The organism is Saccharothrix sp. ALI-22-I (assembly GCF_001984175.1).
Classification (GTDB): Bacteria; Actinomycetota; Actinomycetes; order Mycobacteriales; family Pseudonocardiaceae; genus Actinosynnema.
On sequence record NZ_MTQP01000062.1, the window covers coordinates 41,736 to 59,098 of the forward strand.

Below are 17,363 nucleotides of genomic sequence, written 5' to 3' on the forward strand. Positions count from 1 at the left end.
TAGCGCGGGGCCGCCCCGTCCACGAAAGGTTCGGTCAGCGTCGGACGTAGATCAGGCCGAGCTTGTCGATCTCGCTGCCGGAACGGCCGGTGAAGCCGGCGATCTGCCAGCCGGTGGGTGCGGTGTAGGTGACCGAGTCGCTGGTGGGCGTGCCGGTCGAGACGGTTCGGCCGAGGTTCGTGGTGATTCGGACGGAGAAGATCCGGGTGCGGCCGTCGCGTTGGCCCTGCGTCAGGGTGGCCGCGGTCAGGTACTCGCCCGCTTGGAGCGTGAGCGAGGTGGCGGTACCGCCGGTGCCGCCGTGTTCGAGCACGGCGCCGTTGGTGAGTGCGATCCCGACGCCGTCGAGGCGCGATGCGCCCTTCAGGGTGACCGTCCGGACAGCGGTGCCGGGTTGAAGGGCCGCGACGTCGGTGAACGGGGTGCCGTGCGGGCCGCCGACCTGGTCGCTCATGCGCAGGTGGTCGGCGAGCTTCCAGCTGAAGCCGACGGTGTGCGGGTAGTGGTCGGACAGCGGTTGGCCCTCGGCGTCGAGGAAGGCGGCGTGGTCGTTGCGGTAGCCGGTCGCGGTGAGGTCGATGAACGCGTTGTCGCGGTAGAAGATCTTGTCCACGACCTCGCACGTCTGCGTGACGTTCGCGGGGTCGCACACCAGGGCCGGGTCACCGGCGGTGGGTTCGACGCCTCCCCTGATCTTCTCGATCCAGGCGTCGGTCAACCCGTTCGTGCGGACCAGGTCGCGGATGTTGTCGCCGGTCCGCGTGTAGCGGGTGTTGGTGTCGCCCATGACGATCACGGCGTTGCCCGCGGAGTTCTGGGCGACGTACTGCGACAGTTGGGTGATGTTCGCGCGGCGGGCGGCCAGGTCCGCGTCCGCGCTGCCGGCGTTGGCGTGCACGTTGTAGAGATCGACGTAGACGCCCTCGACCAGGCGGATGCGGGAGAACGTGAAGCCCTTGGGCGTCAGGCAGTCCGTGCCGTTGCACTGGTTCCACTTCACCCGGGCGAAGTCGGTGTACGGGTACGTCGACAGCGTGTTGAGGCCGTCGCCGAACGGCACGCCTCCGCTGGTGGGGGTGCGGTGCGGGTGGTTGTCGGCGGCGTAGAGGGCCGCGTGGTAGTTGAAGTCCTCCTGGACGTTGACCACGGCGTAGGCGCCGATCCGGGACCCGATGATCGGCGTGTTCTTCGCCGGGTTCCCGGACGACAGCGGTTCGGGCAGGCCGGCGACGTTGTAGGTCAGCACGGAGAACTGTCCGTTGGTGTCGGCGGCGAACGCGGCCGGGGCGGTCAGTGCGGTGGTACTCGCGCCCGCGAGCACCACGGCGAGCAGCAGGCTGAGGGATCGCTTCACGCTGGGCAGTCTGGCGATTACGATCAGCGCCCGGAACCCTGTTATCCGAGAGATTTTCATATATTCACCCGGTCAGAGCAGACTCGTCACTCGGCCGGGGTGTCTGCTTCAGCTCAAGCCGTGTCTTCGCGGGCTTCCAGGACGACGCGGCGTGAGCCGAGGGGCGCGTCGAGGGTGACGTTCAGTGGCACGTCCCGCAGTTCTTGCGTGCACAGGCCGCCGCCGGCGGGCGGGTAGTAGGTCGTCACGAGGGTGATCAGGACCTGGTCGCCGGACTGCGCGGTGACCTCGGCGCTCGCCGTCTTGCAGCCGCCGGCCAGGCCGATGACCTGCACCGTGCGGCCGTCTGTCGACGTCCACGCCTGCTTCTTGTAGGTGTCCGGGAGCGTGCCGCCGTCGATCTGGGCGGCCGGGACCTCGGTCGGGCCGCCGGCGAGCGGTGTGGCGGTGGTCTGCGGTGGCGGGACGGTCGGCTGGGTCTCGGCCGGTGATGACAACGTTGTCGAGGCAGGCGACGAGGCCGTTGTCGTGGTGGTGGTGGTGGTGGTGGTGGACGACGGTGATGAGCCGAGCGGGGCGTTGGTGCTGTTGCTGGTGCACCCCGCCAGCGCGAGCAGGGCGAGGGCGACGACGACTTTGACGTTCCTCATAGCTGGAGGACGGTACTCGGGCCGGTGAGGTTGCAGGGGCGATGCCCGGCCGACCGAGGGCAGGCCGACCGGGCACCGGGGAGGAAGGTCTACTTCGTGTCCTGCCGGGTGCTGAGGACGACCTGGCGGTCGCCGAGCGGCGCGTCCAGCTTCGCGGTCAGCGGCGGGTAGCGGATGTCCATGGTGCAGATCTGCTGGTCCACCGGTGTGGTCTCGACCAGCACGACCTTCACCACCTGGGCGTTCTGCTCGGCGATCTCGACGCTCGCCTTGCCGCAGCCGCCTTCCTGGGCGATGACGCCGATCGTGCTGCCGTCACCCTCGGTCCAGGCGGTGGTGGGAGTGCCCTCGGGGACGCTGGTCGCGTCCACCTTGTCCTTGGGCACTTCCTTGGCGCCCGGTGGCACGGGGCTCTCGAACTCCGGCTCTTCGCTGGGCGAGGTCGTCGGCTGTGCCGACGTGGTCAGCGTCGGACCCCCGGCAGCCGGACCGACGGGCGTGGACGTTGCGCAGGCAGCGAGCACGACCAGCAGCGCAGCCGCACCGATCGCGGTTCCAAGGCTTCTCATGTGCAGAGGACGTAGCCACCCACCCACCGGGTTGCCCCGCCCTTTTCACAGTTACCCGATCAGCTGGCCCACCACCGCGCCTGAACGTTCAACTCGGCTGTTCCGAACGTACGACACGCGCGTTCTGAACGTTGGACACGCGCGTGTCCAACGTTGGGAACGCGCGTGTCCAACGTTCGCGTACCCCGAGTTGAACGTTCAGAACGGCGGTTACGGGGTGGGGGGTAGGGCTGTTTTGATGCCGGTTACGGCGTGGCGTAGGGCGTCCAGGCGTTGGGCTGAGGCCAGGCCCGCGTGGTACAGGTGGAACTCCTGGACGCCGGCCTCCGCGTAGGCCAGCCACTCCTTCAGCAGTTCGTCGCCGTCCGCCGGCTTCGGCGGCAGGGCCAGCACGTACGCGGCAGTGCGCACGTCGGCTTCCGCGCGCAGGGCGCGGATCGCGGGCACGGACGCGTCCACGCCCGGCCAGCACGTCATGGTCAGCACGTCGACGTCGGCGTCGACTCCCCCGGCGACCGTGGCGAACGGGCCGGTGCCCCACGGGTCGGCGGTGGCGTGCGCGGCGATGCGGGTGGAAGGCGATGAAGACCTGATCAGGCCGACCAACTCGCGCCGCAAGGAGCGGGAGAGCTCCGTGCGCACCTCGCGCACGTGTGCGGCCTGATCCCCCAGTGCCTCTTCCACGCCGGCAGCACCGCTGTCGATCCCCGCACGCACCGCGGCGCGCAAGCCGTCCGGGTCGTCGTAGCGCTCAACGCACGCCGAGCAGAAGCACAGCGACAGCAGCTTCTGCTGCACGGCCGACCAGTCCGCGCCGTCGGTCTTCTCGTGGTGCCCGCCGTGGAAGAACCCGAGCGGCCCGCACGCCTCCAGCACGATCCCGTCCGGCCGGCCCAGCTCCAGCACCTCGGACACCAGTGTCCGCGCGTACTCGACGACGTCGTCATGAGACGGGCACAGCGCGTACGGATACAGGTCACCGAAAGCGTTGCGCACCACCACGTCGGGGTTCGCATCGCCCAACCGGCTGCTGTGCGTCAGCACGGTCCACGCGTACACCGGCAGCCCGGCCGCACGCAGGGCGGAAGCGGCCTCCCCATAGGAGTCGTCACCGTCCATCCAGGACGGCGACGCGGGCACCAACCGCTTGCCCCGCCACGCCTCCTCCCGCACCGGCAGGTAGAACGCCGCGTGCCTGGCGTCCACCATGCGGCGCGAAGGGTGGAACGGTGTCGCGGCCCGCACGGTGTGGTAAGACGCGGCCAACGCCACCGCGTCCACACCCAACGACACGACGCGCTCAACCGCAGCCGGGTCGCCTACGACATCCCAGGGGTACAAATGCGCAACGGTGGTCACCACCGGGGGCGCTTCCTCTCGTAAGACGGGTCGTGCTTCTGCATGTAACCGGTGTCATCGCGCTGCACGACGCCGCACGTCCGGTAGTTCTCCGCGAGCCGTGCCAGGGCATCACGGTCCAGCTCGACACCCAGCCCCGGCGCGGTCGGCACCGCCACCGCCCCGTCCACGAACGTGAACGGAGAAGTGATCACGTCGTCCGAAACGTTCCAAGGGTAGTGCGTGTCGCACGCGTAGTTCAGGTTCGGCGTGGTCGCGGCGAGGTGCGTCATGGCGGCCAGGCTGACGCCCAGGTGCGAGTTGGAGTGCATGGACAGGCCGATGCCGAACGTCCGGCAGATCGCCGCCAACTCCTTGGACCGGGCCAACCCGCCCCAGTAGTGGTGGTCGGACAGGAGGACCTGCACCGCACCCGCCTCCACCGAACGGGCGATGTGCTCGAACGCGATCACGCACATGTTCGTCGCCAGCGGCATCGGCGCGCCCGCCGCCACCGCGGCCATCCCGTCGATGCCCGGAGCCGGGTCCTCCAGGTACTCGACCACGCCGTCGAGTTCCGCCGCGACCTTCAGCGACGTCTCCGGCGTCCACGCCGCGTTGGGGTCCAGCCGCAGCGGGTGGTCCGGGAACGCCTCGCGCAGCGCGTGGATCGCCTCGATCTCCTGCTCGGGCCGGAACACGCCGCCCTTGAGCTTGATCGACCCGAACCCGTGCCGGTCGATCAGCATCCGGGCCTGTTCCACGATGCCCGGCGGGTCCAACGCCTCGCCGAACTCGTCGGGAGGGGAACCGGGGTGCGCGGCCCACTTGTAGAACAGGTAGGCGCTGTACGGCACGGCGGACCGCACCGCGCCGCCGAGCAGGTCGCTCACCGGCCGGCCGAGCGCCTTGCCGCGGATGTCCCAGGTCGCCACCTCGAACGGCGAGAACACCCGGTCCACAGTGGACTCGACGGTCAGCGGCCCGGTCAGCCCGTGCCGGTCCGACCCGGCCTCGCCGCCCAACGCCGCGGCGATCCGCGAGTACATCTCGTTCAACGAGTGCACGTCCAGACCCACCAGAGCGGGTGCGGCGGTGCGCATCCGGTTCAGGTGGCCGATATCGCCGTAACTCTCGCCGAGCCCCGAGATCCCCTCGTCGGTGTGCACCTCCACGATGGTGCGCAGCGCCCACGGCTCGTGCACGCCCACCGAGTTCAGCAGCGGCGGGTCGTGGAAGGCCACCGGGGTGATGGCGATGTCGGTGATCCTCATGCGGACAGGCTCCGCCCGGCCGCGATGATCTTCTCCAACTCCGCCACGTGCTCCGGCGTCGGGTCGAGCAGCGGCGCGCGGACGCCGCCGACGTCGAGCCCGATGCCCCGGACCGCGGCCTTGACCAGCGACACCGCGTAACCGGGCACCTTGTCGCGCAACTCGACCAGTGGCTTGTAGAACTCCAACAGGTAGCGGTTGACCAGCGCGTCGTCACCGTTGTGCACGGCGTGGTAGAAGCCGAGCGAGATCTCCGGCGCGAAGCAGAACACCGCCGACGAGTACAGCTCCACGCCGATGCCCCGGTACGCGGGCACGGTCAGTTCCGCGGTCGGCAGGCCGTTGAAGAACTGGAACGGCTTGTCGACCGCCGCGCGCACCGAGAGCACGATGCGGTGCATCCGGTCGATGTCGCCGAGCCCGTCCTTGAACCCGACGACGGTCGGCAGCGACGCGACCTGCACCGCCGTCTCCGGCGTGAACACCGCGTTGTTGCGCTGGTAGACGATCAGCGGCAGGTCGGACGCGCCCGCCACCTCCGTCACGTACCGCACCAACCCCTTCGCCGGGTTGGTGACCAGGTACGGCGGCAACAGCAGCAGACCGTCCGCACCGGCCCGTGCGGCGCCTTCGGCGATCCGCTTGGCGGTCGGCAGCGGCCCGCCCGCGCCGGAGAACACCGGTACCCGCCCGGCGGTCGCCTCGACCGTGACGGCCACCGCGCGTTCGACCTCCGACGGCTCCAACGCGTGGAACTCGCCGGTGCCGCAGGCGACGAACACGCCGCCCGCGCCCGCCGCCACTCCGCGCTTGACGTGCTCGGCCAGCACGTCCTCCGCGAGCCCGCCGTTCGCGTCGAACGGCGTCACCGGGAAGAACAGCACCCCATCCAGTTGCATACCCAGACCTTCATCCCTTGATCGCTCCGGTGGTGATCCCACGCAGGAAGGACTTTTGCGGCGACCGGCACGTGAGCAGGCTCGGCACCGGCGCCGGCAAGGCTCCGGCGAGCACGATTCCCGGCCGCACCCGGTCGTCGGAACGCGACGACGGCGGTGCGGCGGTCGGCGTGCGGTTCGCCGGGCGCGGGCAGGCACGGGGAGGCTGCGGATCCGAGCCCGGATCGACGTCTTCCCCGTGCGGACTCCTTGCGTGCCAGCGCATAGGCGGCGAACACACTGACGGCAAGGTGGAGCAGCAGGGCACCATCGGCGACGATGAACGGGTCCGCGCCGACGCGGCACCGGTCGCGGCACGTTTCACGTTCCGGGGCGTTCCGCGTGGCGTGGTTCCTGTGGGGCGACCCCGTTGGGGCCGCCCCACAGGGTGGGAAGCAACGGCACCGCCGCCACTAGCCGCCGCCCCCACGTCTTGGGTGTCGAGCGCTGTCACCGGGCCACCTTGGGCGACCTGGCGGTCCACGTCCAGGAGTTGCGCAACCACGGCCGCTCCGAGGAATTCACCGGTTTGGCGGATGCCGCCGGGTCGGCGGACCCCGCGGCGACGGCGGGTCGGCCGTCGCGGGACCGGGTGCGGACCTTGATCGACGGTGCCGCGCCGCAGGCCCGGAGCTGGGACGACACGTCGCGCTCGGGCCGGGCCGGAACACCGTTCGACGGCGGGGAACCGCAGGTCGAGGACACGACAAGACCCGCGACGGTCACGACAGCGGTGGCCGTGGTGCGCCCGCGGGAGGGTGTCATTGACGGTGACTCCTGTTCACAGCCCTGTTCAGATACATGAAATGGGGTCGTACTTGTGAACGTGTTGGGCGGACTGTAAGAATCGGCGCAGCGACGTGTCAAGAGCGTGTTGCCGGAACATTTCCCGTGGAGGACTTGGTGACTGGACCCGCGTCACCCGCTCGGCCGAACGCGGTCAAGTCGGCCGATCGGACTGTGGAACTGCTCGAAGTGCTGTCGGCGTCGGACCGCCCGTTGACGCTGACCGAACTGCACCGCGAGCTGAGCTACCCGAAGTCGAGCCTCTACATGCTCTTGCAGACGCTCGTCGCGCGCGGCTGGGTGGAACTCGACCCGAGCCGCGGCACCTACGGCATCGGTGTCCGGGCCCTGCTCGTCGGCACGTCGTACCTCGACCACGACCCGGTGGTGCAGGTCGCCATCCGGGTGATGGAGCAGGTGCGCCGGGAGATCAACGAGACGGTCCACCTGGCCCGGCTCGACGGCTCCGACGTGATCTACCTGGCCAGCCGCGAGTCCGAACACCACCTGCGCGTGGTCTCCCGCGTCGGCCGACGGCTGCCCGCGCACTCCACATCGCTGGGCAAGGCGCTGCTGGCGGCGCGCACCCCGGCCGAGGTCGACGCCATACTGCCCACGCGGCTGGACCCGCTGACCCCGAACACGATCATCGAACGCCCGGCGCTGCACGCCCAACTCGCGGGGTTCCGCGCGATCGGCTACGCGCACGAGCGTGAGGAGAACACGCCCGGTCTGGGCTGCTTCGCCGTCGCGCTGCCCTACCGCAACCCGGTGCTCGACGCGATGAGCTGCTCGGTGCCGTTGGGCCGGCTCGACCCGGAGCACGAACGGCAGGTCGTCGAAGCACTGCTGCACGCCGCCCGCACGATCACCGAACTGCTGCGCCAGTTCGGCCGCTGATTTTCGAGTTTTCGAGCTGACACAGTTGCTGAAAGGGATCGACGTGACCGCACGAATCCTGATCACCGGCGCCGCCGGCATAGTCGGCACGCTCATGCGCACCCGACTCGCCGCACCGGACCGGACCCTGCGCCTGCTGGACATCGCCGAGCTGCCGCCGGCCGCCGAGGGCGAACGGGTCGAGCTGGTCACGGCGTCGGTGACCGACGAGGCCGCGATGGAGGCGGCGTGCGCGGACGTCGACGCGGTGATCCACCTCGGCGGGCACAGCCTGGAGCGGCCGTGGGCGCAGATCCTGGACGTGAACATCAACGGCACCCACGTGGTGCTGGAGGCGGCGCGTCGGGCCGGGGTTTCGCGGGTGGTGCTGGCCAGCTCCAACCACGCGGTCGGGTACTACGAGCGTGCGTCCGGTGAGGCCGGCGACTACCTGTTCCCGCAGCCGGACACGTACTACGGCGTGAGCAAGGTGGCGTTGGAGGCGTTGGGGAGCCTGTACGCGTCGCGGTACGGGATGGACGTGATCGCGGTGCGGATCGGGTCGTGCTTCGAGAAGCCGCGTGACTTCCGGATGCTGTCGACGTGGTTGTCGCCCGACGACGGCGCGCGGCTGTTCGAGGCTTGTCTCGCGGCGCCGTCACCGGGGTTCCGGGTGATCTGGGGCGTTTCGGACAACACGCGTCGGTGGTTCTCGCTGACCGAGGCGGAGTCGCTGGGGTACAAGTCTTTGGACAACTCCGAGGTGTACGCGGAGGAAGTGCTGGCGGCTTCCGGCGAGCCACCGGCGGATTCGCCCGCTCGGGTGTACCTGGGTGGCGTGTGGTGCAGCCCGGAGTTCGACACTGCGGTGAAGGAGGCCGGCCGGTGAGCGGCGGCGTGCAGGGGTACAACCCGCGGACCGGTACGCCCGTCGGGGAGGCGGTGCCGGAGACGTCCGACAGTTCGGTCGATGCTCTGGCGCGGGCCGGCGAGGCAGCGTTCCCGTCGTGGTCTTCGTTGCCCGCGGTGGAGCGGGCGGCGGTGCTTGAGGCGGTAGCGGACGCCTTGGACGCGTCTTCGGATGCGTTGGTGGAGATCGCCGAGGCGGAGACGGCGCTGGGCGTGCCCCGGTTGACCACGGAGTTGAAGCGGACCACCAACCAGCTGCGGCTGTTCGGCGAGGTGCTGCGCGAGGGCAGCTACGTCGAGGCGACGCTGGACTCCGCGAACCCGGACATCATCCCGCCGCGCCCCGTGCTGCGACGGATGCTCCGTCCACTAGGGACGGTCGGCGTGTTCTCCGCGTCGAACTTCCCGTTCGCGTTCTCGGTGGCGGGCGGCGACACCGCGTCCGCCCTCGCCGCCGGCTGCCCGGTGGTGGTGAAGGCGCACCCGTCGCACCCCGGCACTTCGCGCGAGACGGCGCGAATCGTCGAATCCGTCGTCCCGGCGGGTGTTTTCGGCATCGTGCACGGCCAGCAGGCCGGCGTGGCGCTGGTCAAGCACCCCGCGATCAAGGCCGTCGGCTTCACCGGCTCCACCGCCGGCGGCCGCGCCCTGTTCGACCTGGCCTCGGCACGCCCCGACCCGATCCCGTTCTACGGCGAACTGGGCAGCGTGAACCCCACCGTCGTCCTCCCCGAAGCCGCCGCCACCCGCCCCGAGGGGTTCGCGGCCGAGTTCGTGGGCTCGCTGACGCTGGGCGTAGGCCAGTTCTGCACCAACCCCGGCCTCCTGTTCGCGCCGGAATCCCTGGTCCCCGCCCTGTCCGACGCCGTGTCGGCGGCCGTAGGCGGCCCGATGCTCAACGAGCGCATGTCCGACTCCTACCGCTCCGGCACCGAAGGCCTGGCCGCATCCGGCCTGGCCGCCCTGGTCGCCGAAGGCACCGCACCCACCGAGGGCTGGAGCGTAGAGCCCCGCCTGTTCGAGGTACCGCTGTCCACCTTCGCCGAGAACCTGGAAAAGCTCACCGAGGAACACTTCGGCCCAGCAGCAGTCGTGGTCACCTACACCGACCCCGCCGACCTGGAGTCCGTCCTCCCCCGCCTCCCCGGCACCCTCACCGGCACCGTCCACGCCGCCGACACCGAGCACGCCCTGGCCGGCCAGGTCGCCGAGGCGCTGCGGCCAGTTGTCGGACGCCTCATCTTCAACGGCTGGCCAACCGGCGTAGCCGTGGCCTGGGGCATGCACCACGGCGGCCCCTGGCCCGCCACCACCAACCCGCTCCACACGTCCGTCGGGGCCACCTCGATCCGGCGGTGGGTCGCGCCGGTGACCTACCAGTCCTGGCCGGACGCACTGCTGCCCGCTGAGCTCCGTGACGCCAACCCGTTGGGCATTCCCCGCCGGGTGGACGGAGTGCTGGGCGTCCACTGAGCCGCCGTCGGTCCGGCACCCTCCTACGCACCGTGTCGGCGGGTGCCGGACCGCGTCGGGCGGGGGCGGGGCATCGGGGCCTCCTGGTCAGGGGGCGAGGGAAGAGTCACGGGTAGAGGGAGTACGACGGGAAGTTGCCGTAGAGGCGTTCGCCGGGCGGGCCTGAAGTGACCGCGTGCACCAGCAATGAGCCGCCGACGAACGCGCCGCGCCACGACGCACCGCGCCCGCCGAACACCTCCTCGCGGTCACCGCGTGAGCGGGCTTTGCCGTGGCCGAACTTGAACGCGTTCACCTCGCCGGCCAGCCGTCGGGCGGTGGCCTCGTCGTCGCACGACAGTGAAGCCACCAACGCGCCGTTGCTGGCGTTCATCGCGGCCAGCAGCTCGGCCTCGGTGTCGACCAGCACGATGGTGTCCACCGGGCCGAACGGCTCGGCGTGGTGCAGTGGCGAGGACGGCGGCGGCGCGAGGACGGCGACCGGTGCGAAGTATGCGGAGGTCTGCTGGTCGGGTAGGAATCGGTCGGTGTCGAGTGAGCCCCGGTACAGGGGCACGCCGCCCTTGATGATCGCCTCGTCCACCACGTCGGTCAGTTCTTTGGCCTTCGCATCGGTGATCAGCGGGCCGAAGTCCAGCTCGGGGAGGTCGTCGGCAGGTGAGGAGACGGCCAACGGGTGGCCGAACGTGACCTCGCGGACCGCCTCCAGGTAGATCTCCAGGAACGAGTCGAACAACGACCGCTGCACCACGTACCGGGGGTAGGCGGTGCAGCGCTGCTTGGCGTAGTCGAACGACTTGCGGATCTGGGGGCGCAGTGCGTCCCAGTCGCCGAACTCCCAGACGCCCCAGCAGTTCAGACCCTCTTGTTCCAGGATGTGCCGCTTGGTGGCGTCGAGGCCGGTGACGATCTCGCCGCCGACGCCGCGTCCGCCGACGAACGACAGGCAGCCGATGTCCGGTGAGCCGACCAGCACCGGCGACAGGTCCCGCCCGCCGCCGCTGACCAGGGTGAGCGGCAGGCCGTGTCGGACGGCGAGGGCGGTGGCGAGGGTCAGGCAGGCGACGCCGCCGTCGGTGGGCGCTTTGGCGATGACCGCGTTGCCCGCCAACGCCTGCACGAGCATCGCGTGCATGAGGACGCTCATCGGGTAGTTCCAGCTGGCGATGTTGCTGACCGGGCCGTGCAGCGGGGTGCGGCCGTGGAGCATGGAGTCGATCTCCTCGACGTACCACTCGACGCCCTCGATGCACCGGTCGACGTCCGCGGTCGCCAGCCGCCACGGTTTGCCGATTTCCCACACCAGCAGGAGGGCGAGCAGGTCGCGGTGGGTGCGCAGGTCGGTCAACGCGGCTTTGGTGCGGGCTTTGCGTTCCTTCAACGGGACCGCGGCCCATTTGCGGTGCTGTTCGACGGCCGCCGTGACGGCGTCTTGGGCCTGTGCGGCGTCGAGGCGGGGTGGTCCGGCGATGGTGGAGCCGTCCACGGGGGACGTGGCCTCGCCGGGCACGCCGATGCGCTGCCACGTGCCGTCGAGGTGGTTGAGCAGTCGGTCGTGGTGGAACGCCTCGGGTGCGATCCTGGCGCACCGGTCGTACAGCTCGGGCCATGAGGTGCCCGGCTTGAGGATCGGGGACATGTCGGTCCTCTCGGCTAGCGGCAATTCAGCCGGTGGCGGTGAGTGCCTTGCGGCCCAACAGGTCGATCGCGGCGTAGACGCTGCGCAGGGTGGGCGCGGCGACGCCGGTGAGTTGGGCGATCTCGACGACCGCGCCGATGATCGCGTCGGTCTCCAACGCCTTGCCCGCTTCGAGGTCCTGGAGCATCGACGTCTTGTGGTGGCCGACCCGTTGGGCGCCATCGATGCGCTTCTCGATGGAGATGCGGGGACGGCAGCCGACGGCGCGGGCGACCGCGATGGTCTCGGCCATCATCAGAGCGACCAGCTCGCGGGTGTCGCGGTGTTCGCACATCTCGGCCATCGTGGCGCGGGTGAGGGCGCTGAGCGGGTTGAACGCGACGTTGCCCATCAGCTTGACCCAGATGTCGTCGCGCAGGTCGGGTTCGATGGGTGCTTTGAGGCCGCCCGCGATCATGGCCTGGCCGAGGTCCTGGCAGCGGGCGGAGATGGTGCGGTCGGGTTCGCCGAGGGAGAAGCGGGTGCCCTCCACGTGCCGGATGACGCCGGGCGCCTCGATCTCGGTGGAGCAGTAGACGACGCAGCCGATCGCGCGGCCCGTGTCGAGGACGGCGCTGACGCTGCCGCCGGGGTCGACGGCCTCGATGCGGGTGCCTTCGAGGGGGTGGCCGGTGAGGCCGTGGAAGTACCACCAGGGGATGCCGTTCTGCGCGGCCACGACGGCGGTGTCCGGGCCGAGCAGGGGGTTGATCAGGGGGCCGCAGACGGCGTACTGGTGTGCCTTGAGCCCGAGGAACACGTAGTCGACCGGGCCGACTTCGGCCGGGTCGCCGGTGGCGTGCGGTGCGGCGGTGAAGTCGCCGCGTGGGCTGTGGACCCGGACGCCGTTGTGGCGCATGGCTTCCAGGTGCGCGCCCCGTGCGACGAGGTGCACCTCCACTCCGGCGCGGTGCAGTGCCGCGCCGACGTAGGCACCGATGGCCCCGGCTCCGAGAACTGCGACTTTCATGACGTCCCTCACCTTCGCGATGATTGCATACAGTATGTTGTATGAGAGATGGGGGCGATAGCCCAACCGGGCGCCGATATGCGCGAGTGGCGACGTGCCACTCCGGCGAGTGGGTCAGCTTGGTTTTTGCATACGAAAGTCTGTATGCTGATGACCGGGCATTTCCGACAACCTGCCCGAGGAGGCGACCGTGAGCCAGCCCGACGTGCCGCTGATCGGCGCGGGTACCGCCACCCGGCGCGCGAAGCGTGAATCGCTCAGCAGTGCGGCCGCCCGCAAGGTCGAGCGGCCCGCGCCGTTGCGCCAGGCCGTCTACGAGGCCCTGCTCGACCTGATCGTGAACCGTACCCTCAAGCCCGGTCAGCACCTCGTCGAGATCGACCTCGCCGAGCACCTGGGCGTGAGCAGGCAGCCGGTGCGTGAAGCCCTGCAACGCCTCCAGACCGAGGGGTGGGTCGACCTGCGCCCGGCCCAGGGCGCGTTCGTGCACACGCCCACCGACGAAGAGGCCGACCAACTCCTCTCCGTCCGCAACGTCCTGGAGACGTACTCGGCGAGGCTCGCCGCCGAACACGCCACGCCCGAGGACGTCGAACAGCTGGAAGAACTCCAGAACGAGGGCGTCTCCGCCCTCAAGGCCAAGGACGTGGAGCGTGTCGTCGCGGCCAACGCCGCCCTGCACGCGTTCATCACCCGCCTGTCCGGCAACACCGTGCTGGCCGAGATGATCGCCACGGTCGACCGCCGGGTCCGCTGGTACTACGCGCCGCTGGCGTTGACCCGTGGCAAGGACGCCTGGACCGAGCACGCCGATCTCATCGCGGCCATCGCCAAGGGCGACGCCGAGCTCGCCGCCACGCTGATGGGTCGGCACACCGAGCGCACTCGCAGCGCCTACCACGAGCACCGCGAGGCCTCGCAGTCGAAGTGACCACCGGCAAGTGACCGCCGGCCGGGGGACGCGATAGCGAGCGTCCCTCGGCTGCGGTGGCCTTGCGGAGTGATCGAGACCACCGCGCGGCGCCGCACATCGGGTTACCGAAGCCCAGCTCAGGCCACCTGAATCGAGTACAGGTGACGACCCTCACGCTCCAAGCGTTTTGTATACGAAAGCCTGTATTCTGGATGTAGCACCTCCGGCCGGTGCAGATGCGTTCTACTGGAGTCGCCTCCGACGGCGAAGGCGCTCCACCACAATCCGAAGAGCAAGAGAGGTAGCACCATGCCTGGTTGGCAGCAGCTCAAGCACGCCCTGACCCGGCCCGCCGGGTTCTCCGCCGACGGCAGGCGGATCGGCCTCGGCCTGGACACCGCGCTGGACGCCCAGCGCCAGGAGACCGACCAGGCCGTCGCGGGCATCGAGCAGTACCTGGACGACAAGCGGAGCAAGGGCGAAGAGACCACGACGGTCTCCTGATGGCAGGCCCCCGCGAGGGAGCCGGACGACGCCCACAGCACCGCCCGGCTCCCCGGCTCACGACCCGGCAGCGCCCTCCTGCTCGCTCCGCAGCCGGGCCTGGCGCGAAGCGAGCAGGCTTGCCGCGGTCGTGATCAGCAGCACCACGACGATGACCCCGAGCGACAGCAGGATCGGGATCTCCGGCGCCCACGCGACGCCGTGGTGGTGCAGTGCTTCGAGGATCAGCTTCACCCCGATGAACGCGAGGATCACCGCGAGACCCTTGCCGAGGTGGACGAGCCGGTCGAGCAGACCGCCGACCAGGAAGAACAGCTGGCGCAACCCCATCAGCGCGAACGCGTTGGCGGTGAGCACCAGGTAGGGCTCCTTGGTCAGGCCGAAGATCGCCGGGATCGAGTCCACCGCGAACAGCAGGTCCGTGGTCCCGACCGCGACCATCACGATCAGCATCGGCGTGACCAGCCGCTTCCCGGCGACCCGCGTGGTCAGCGCGGCGCCGTCGTACCGCGGGGCGGTCGGCAGCACGCGGCGCACCGCGCGCAGCACCGCGTTCTCGGGGAACTCGCCCTCGTCGGCGGCCGGTCCCTCCTTGAGCATCTTCCACGCGGTGAAGATGAGGAACGCGCCGAAGACGTAGAACAGCCAGTCGAACCGGGCGATCGCCTCGGCGCCGACCGCGATGAACACCGCGCGCAGCAGCAGGGCCAGCACCACGCCGACGATCAGCACTTTCTGCCGGTACTCGTGTGGTACCGCGAACCTGCCCATGATCAGCACGAACACGAACAGGTTGTCCACGCTGAGCGAGTACTCGGTGATCCACCCGGCGAAGAACTCGCCGCCGTAGCGAGGACCGGCGAACACGAGCACGCCGAGGCCGAACAGGATGGCGAGCCCGACGTACACCGACACCGACACCAGCGATTCCCGGAACGACGGGTCACGCGGGTTGCGCGCCACGAGGTAGAAGTCGAACGCGATCACCGCGGCGATCCCGCTCATCGTGGCGATCCAGACCCAGGTGGGGATGGCCATGTGTGGGAGCCCCCTTCGCTAGCCGGTCACTTCGTCGTGGCCGCACGCCTCCGTCGCGCGCGGGCCGACGCTTCCCGCACCACGCGGGCGTGCGTCACGTAGCGCTCGTACCAGTGCTGCGCCAACACGTTCCCCGAACGCACTTTGTCGAGCCAGTGTGGCGCGATCCGCTCGTGCAGCCACAGGAAGCCGATGGACCACCCGAAGCTGACGATCCCCTGGTAGGCCAGGAAACCCGGCATATCGGCGGGTGGCGTGAACCCGCCGCCGAGCAGGAACCCCGTCGACGTCTCGGCCACCAGCCGGGCTGACGGGAAACCCACCAGCCAGTACAGGGCCGCCGGCGCGAACACGCCGAGCCGGAACCGCCCGGTGCCGACCAGCAGGCCGAAACCGCCGCCGAGCAGACCCAGCGGCACCGCCATGGCGAGCGCCGTCGCCGCCGCCCACCCGTAGGGCTGGCCGACGAACGCCGCCAGCACGCCCGCGACCAACCCGCCGACCGCGCCGACCACCGCGCCGGGCACGGTGAGCTGCAACCGATCCTTCATCAGCCCACCACCACACCGAAGCGGAGCAGGCTGTAGAGCAGCATGCCGAGGTAGAACACCGCGCCGAAACCGATGATCAGGTTGGTGAGCAGCTTGGGCCGGATGGGTCTGGGCAGCATCCGGTTGTTCACCAGCAGCAGGACCACGCAGTAGGCGCCCATGGCGAACGTGGACAGGAACGCGAGGATGTCGAGGATCGCGCCGGGTCCTTCGGCGGGTCCGAACAGCAGGATGACGATGCCGAACGCGATGACGCCCCACAGGAACCCGGCGTAGAGGTGGGACATGCGGAACCGCTTCGCACCGGGCACGAAGTGGTAGGTCATGTCCGCCTGGCCGCGGGAGAACGAGTCGAACAGGCCGAGCGTGGCGTTGAGGCCGATGAGCGCGATGAACCCGAGGAACAGCCCTCCGAGCACGGGACCGCCGGCCGCGGCGAACGACTCGGACATGGCGTTGAGCGCGGCTTCCCGTTCCCCCGCCTGCAACAGCGCCTTGACGTCCGGGCTGGTCCGGCTGGCCGCCTGCGCCAGCACGGTGAACGACACGGTGACGAGCATCGTGACTCCCCAGAACAGCAGCAGCGCGTCGAACGTGACCCACCGCCGCCAGCCGCGCCACTTGGCCATCTCGTCCGGGTCCTGGGTGTCGAACATGAACCCGCGGGAGGGCATCGCCTCCTCCTCCCCCGCGTGCCGCAGACCGCGGATGCGGGGGATGTGGGCGCCCATGCCGGCGCCGCTGTCGCGCAGGTGCAGCGTGTACCACATCTGCTGCATGCCGGACGGTCCGGCGAACGCGATGGAGCCGACGATGATCGGGAACCAGGCGGCGCTGAGCGCTTCGGCCGGCAGGTAGCCGAAGTGGAACATGCCGGTGATGGTGGACACGACGTCGGTCCAGGTGCCCACCATCGACGCGACCACCGCCGTGCCGACCACGAGCAGTCCGATGAGGAGGGACAGCACGTTCTCCAGCAGGTTGTAGATCACCTTGGCGAGGCTGAACACGACGCCGACGAGGATCAGGCCGACGCACGCCGACACCGTCCACGGTATGCCGGTCAGCTCCTCCAGCGCGGCCGCGCCCGCGGAGAGGTGTCCGGGCCAGATGTAGACCAGGATCGCGACGGTGAAGAAGAACCACATGATCGGTTTGAACACGCGGGCCGCGCCGAAGAAGATGCTCTCACCGGTGGCCATCGCGTAGCGGGCCATCTCCAGCATGACGACGGCCTGCAGCGTCACGCCGATGAGGAACAGCCATCGGATCTCCGGGCCGAACAGCAGCACCAGCCGCGGCCACATGTAGGACTCGCCCATGCCCACACCGAGGGCGACGAGGAACACCGTCGGGCCCAGGATGTGGATGGACGGCGGGGCGTCGGGCAGTTTCCTGATGGGCATCGCTTCCAGCCGCCCCGCCCGCCACACGCGTTCCTCCGGCGGAGGCGTGGTGACGTCCGCGCCCGACCGCGGTTCGGCGGGTGAGTTGGGTATATCCACAACGGACCTCCCGGTGAGTTACTGCTTCTTCGGG

Annotated in this window: 17 protein-coding genes; 5 read left to right on the top strand and 12 right to left on the bottom strand. The window is 69.8% G+C overall.

Annotated elements, in window-relative coordinates; genetic code table 11:
• Window positions 1-34: 34 nt before the first annotated feature.
• From ALI22I_RS21910 to ALI22I_RS21940, 7 genes are all read right to left on the bottom strand, one after another.
• Window positions 35-1,354, bottom strand: a complete 1,320-nt coding sequence (locus tag ALI22I_RS21910) for a jacalin-like lectin (RefSeq protein WP_077007408.1) — start codon at window positions 1,352-1,354, stop codon at window positions 35-37.
• A gap of 113 nt (window positions 1,355-1,467) precedes the next feature.
• Window positions 1,468-2,004 carry a hypothetical protein gene (locus tag ALI22I_RS21915; protein ID WP_077007409.1) on the bottom strand — a complete coding sequence of 179 codons (537 nt, stop codon included), beginning with the start codon at window positions 2,002-2,004 and terminating at the stop codon, window positions 1,468-1,470.
• Between the two features lie 89 nt (window positions 2,005-2,093).
• The gene (locus ALI22I_RS21920) at window positions 2,094-2,573 is read right to left on the bottom strand and encodes a hypothetical protein (protein WP_077007410.1); all 480 of its coding nucleotides are present in this window, start codon (window positions 2,571-2,573) and stop codon (window positions 2,094-2,096) included.
• Window positions 2,574-2,783: 210 nt separating this feature from the next.
• The gene (locus tag ALI22I_RS21925) at window positions 2,784-3,866 is read right to left on the bottom strand and encodes a hypothetical protein (protein WP_238598504.1); all 1,083 of its coding nucleotides are present in this window, start codon (window positions 3,864-3,866) and stop codon (window positions 2,784-2,786) included.
• 62 nt (window positions 3,867-3,928) lie between these two features.
• Complete coding sequence (locus ALI22I_RS21930) at window positions 3,929-5,185, bottom strand: glucarate dehydratase family protein (protein WP_077007412.1); 1,257 nt, start codon at window positions 5,183-5,185, stop codon at window positions 3,929-3,931.
• Window positions 5,182-6,084, bottom strand: coding sequence for a 5-dehydro-4-deoxyglucarate dehydratase (locus ALI22I_RS21935; protein ID WP_077007413.1), 903 nt, complete (start codon window positions 6,082-6,084; stop codon window positions 5,182-5,184). The genes ALI22I_RS21930 and ALI22I_RS21935 overlap by 4 nt, the downstream gene beginning before the upstream one ends.
• Window positions 6,085-6,573: 489 nt before the next feature.
• Complete coding sequence (locus ALI22I_RS21940; protein ID WP_077007414.1) at window positions 6,574-6,888, bottom strand: hypothetical protein; 315 nt, start codon at window positions 6,886-6,888, stop codon at window positions 6,574-6,576.
• 138 nt (window positions 6,889-7,026) lie between these two features.
• On the opposite strand from ALI22I_RS21940, the gene ALI22I_RS21945 reads away from it, so the two are divergent.
• The 3 genes from ALI22I_RS21945 to ALI22I_RS21955 are packed head-to-tail and all read left to right on the top strand — an operon-like array spanning window position 7,027 to window position 10,170.
• The gene (locus ALI22I_RS21945) at window positions 7,027-7,809 is read left to right on the top strand and encodes an IclR family transcriptional regulator (RefSeq protein ID WP_077007659.1); all 783 of its coding nucleotides are present in this window, start codon (window positions 7,027-7,029) and stop codon (window positions 7,807-7,809) included.
• Window positions 7,810-7,852: 43 nt separating this feature from the next.
• Window positions 7,853-8,677, top strand: coding sequence for an NAD-dependent epimerase/dehydratase family protein (locus ALI22I_RS21950; RefSeq protein WP_077007660.1), 825 nt, complete (start codon window positions 7,853-7,855; stop codon window positions 8,675-8,677).
• The gene (locus tag ALI22I_RS21955; protein WP_077007415.1) at window positions 8,674-10,170 is read left to right on the top strand and encodes an aldehyde dehydrogenase (NADP(+)); all 1,497 of its coding nucleotides are present in this window, start codon (window positions 8,674-8,676) and stop codon (window positions 10,168-10,170) included. The genes ALI22I_RS21950 and ALI22I_RS21955 overlap by 4 nt, the downstream gene beginning before the upstream one ends.
• Window positions 10,171-10,276: 106 nt before the next feature.
• On the opposite strand, the gene ALI22I_RS21960 is transcribed toward ALI22I_RS21955, so the two are convergent.
• Together ALI22I_RS21960 and ALI22I_RS21965 are read right to left on the bottom strand one after the other, a co-directional pair.
• Window positions 10,277-11,809, bottom strand: a complete 1,533-nt coding sequence (locus ALI22I_RS21960) for an aldehyde dehydrogenase family protein (RefSeq protein WP_077007416.1) — start codon at window positions 11,807-11,809, stop codon at window positions 10,277-10,279.
• 25 nt (window positions 11,810-11,834) lie between these two features.
• Window positions 11,835-12,818, bottom strand: coding sequence for a 2-dehydropantoate 2-reductase (locus tag ALI22I_RS21965; RefSeq protein ID WP_077007417.1), 984 nt, complete (start codon window positions 12,816-12,818; stop codon window positions 11,835-11,837).
• Between the two features lie 190 nt (window positions 12,819-13,008).
• Here ALI22I_RS21965 and ALI22I_RS21970 point away from each other — a divergent pair, with 190 nt between their 5' ends.
• Complete coding sequence (locus ALI22I_RS21970; RefSeq protein WP_077007418.1) at window positions 13,009-13,749, top strand: GntR family transcriptional regulator; 741 nt, start codon at window positions 13,009-13,011, stop codon at window positions 13,747-13,749.
• 291 nt (window positions 13,750-14,040) lie between these two features.
• The gene (locus ALI22I_RS21975) at window positions 14,041-14,235 is read left to right on the top strand and encodes a hypothetical protein (protein WP_077007419.1); all 195 of its coding nucleotides are present in this window, start codon (window positions 14,041-14,043) and stop codon (window positions 14,233-14,235) included.
• A gap of 57 nt (window positions 14,236-14,292) precedes the next feature.
• Here ALI22I_RS21975 and ALI22I_RS21980 read toward each other — a convergent pair whose 3' ends face one another.
• The 3 genes from ALI22I_RS21980 to ALI22I_RS21990 are packed head-to-tail and all read right to left on the bottom strand — an operon-like array spanning window position 14,293 to window position 17,329.
• Window positions 14,293-15,273: a TerC family protein gene (locus ALI22I_RS21980; RefSeq protein WP_077007420.1), complete on the bottom strand. Its 981-nt coding sequence runs from the start codon at window positions 15,271-15,273 to the stop codon at window positions 14,293-14,295.
• A 26-nt stretch (window positions 15,274-15,299) separates the two neighbouring features.
• On the bottom strand, window positions 15,300-15,824 hold the full coding sequence (locus ALI22I_RS21985; protein WP_077007421.1) for a hypothetical protein: 525 nt from the start codon (window positions 15,822-15,824) through the stop codon (window positions 15,300-15,302).
• On the bottom strand, window positions 15,824-17,329 hold the full coding sequence (locus tag ALI22I_RS21990) for an Nramp family divalent metal transporter (RefSeq protein ID WP_077007422.1): 1,506 nt from the start codon (window positions 17,327-17,329) through the stop codon (window positions 15,824-15,826). The genes ALI22I_RS21985 and ALI22I_RS21990 overlap by 1 nt, the downstream gene beginning before the upstream one ends.
• Window positions 17,330-17,363: the final 34 nt, after the last annotated feature.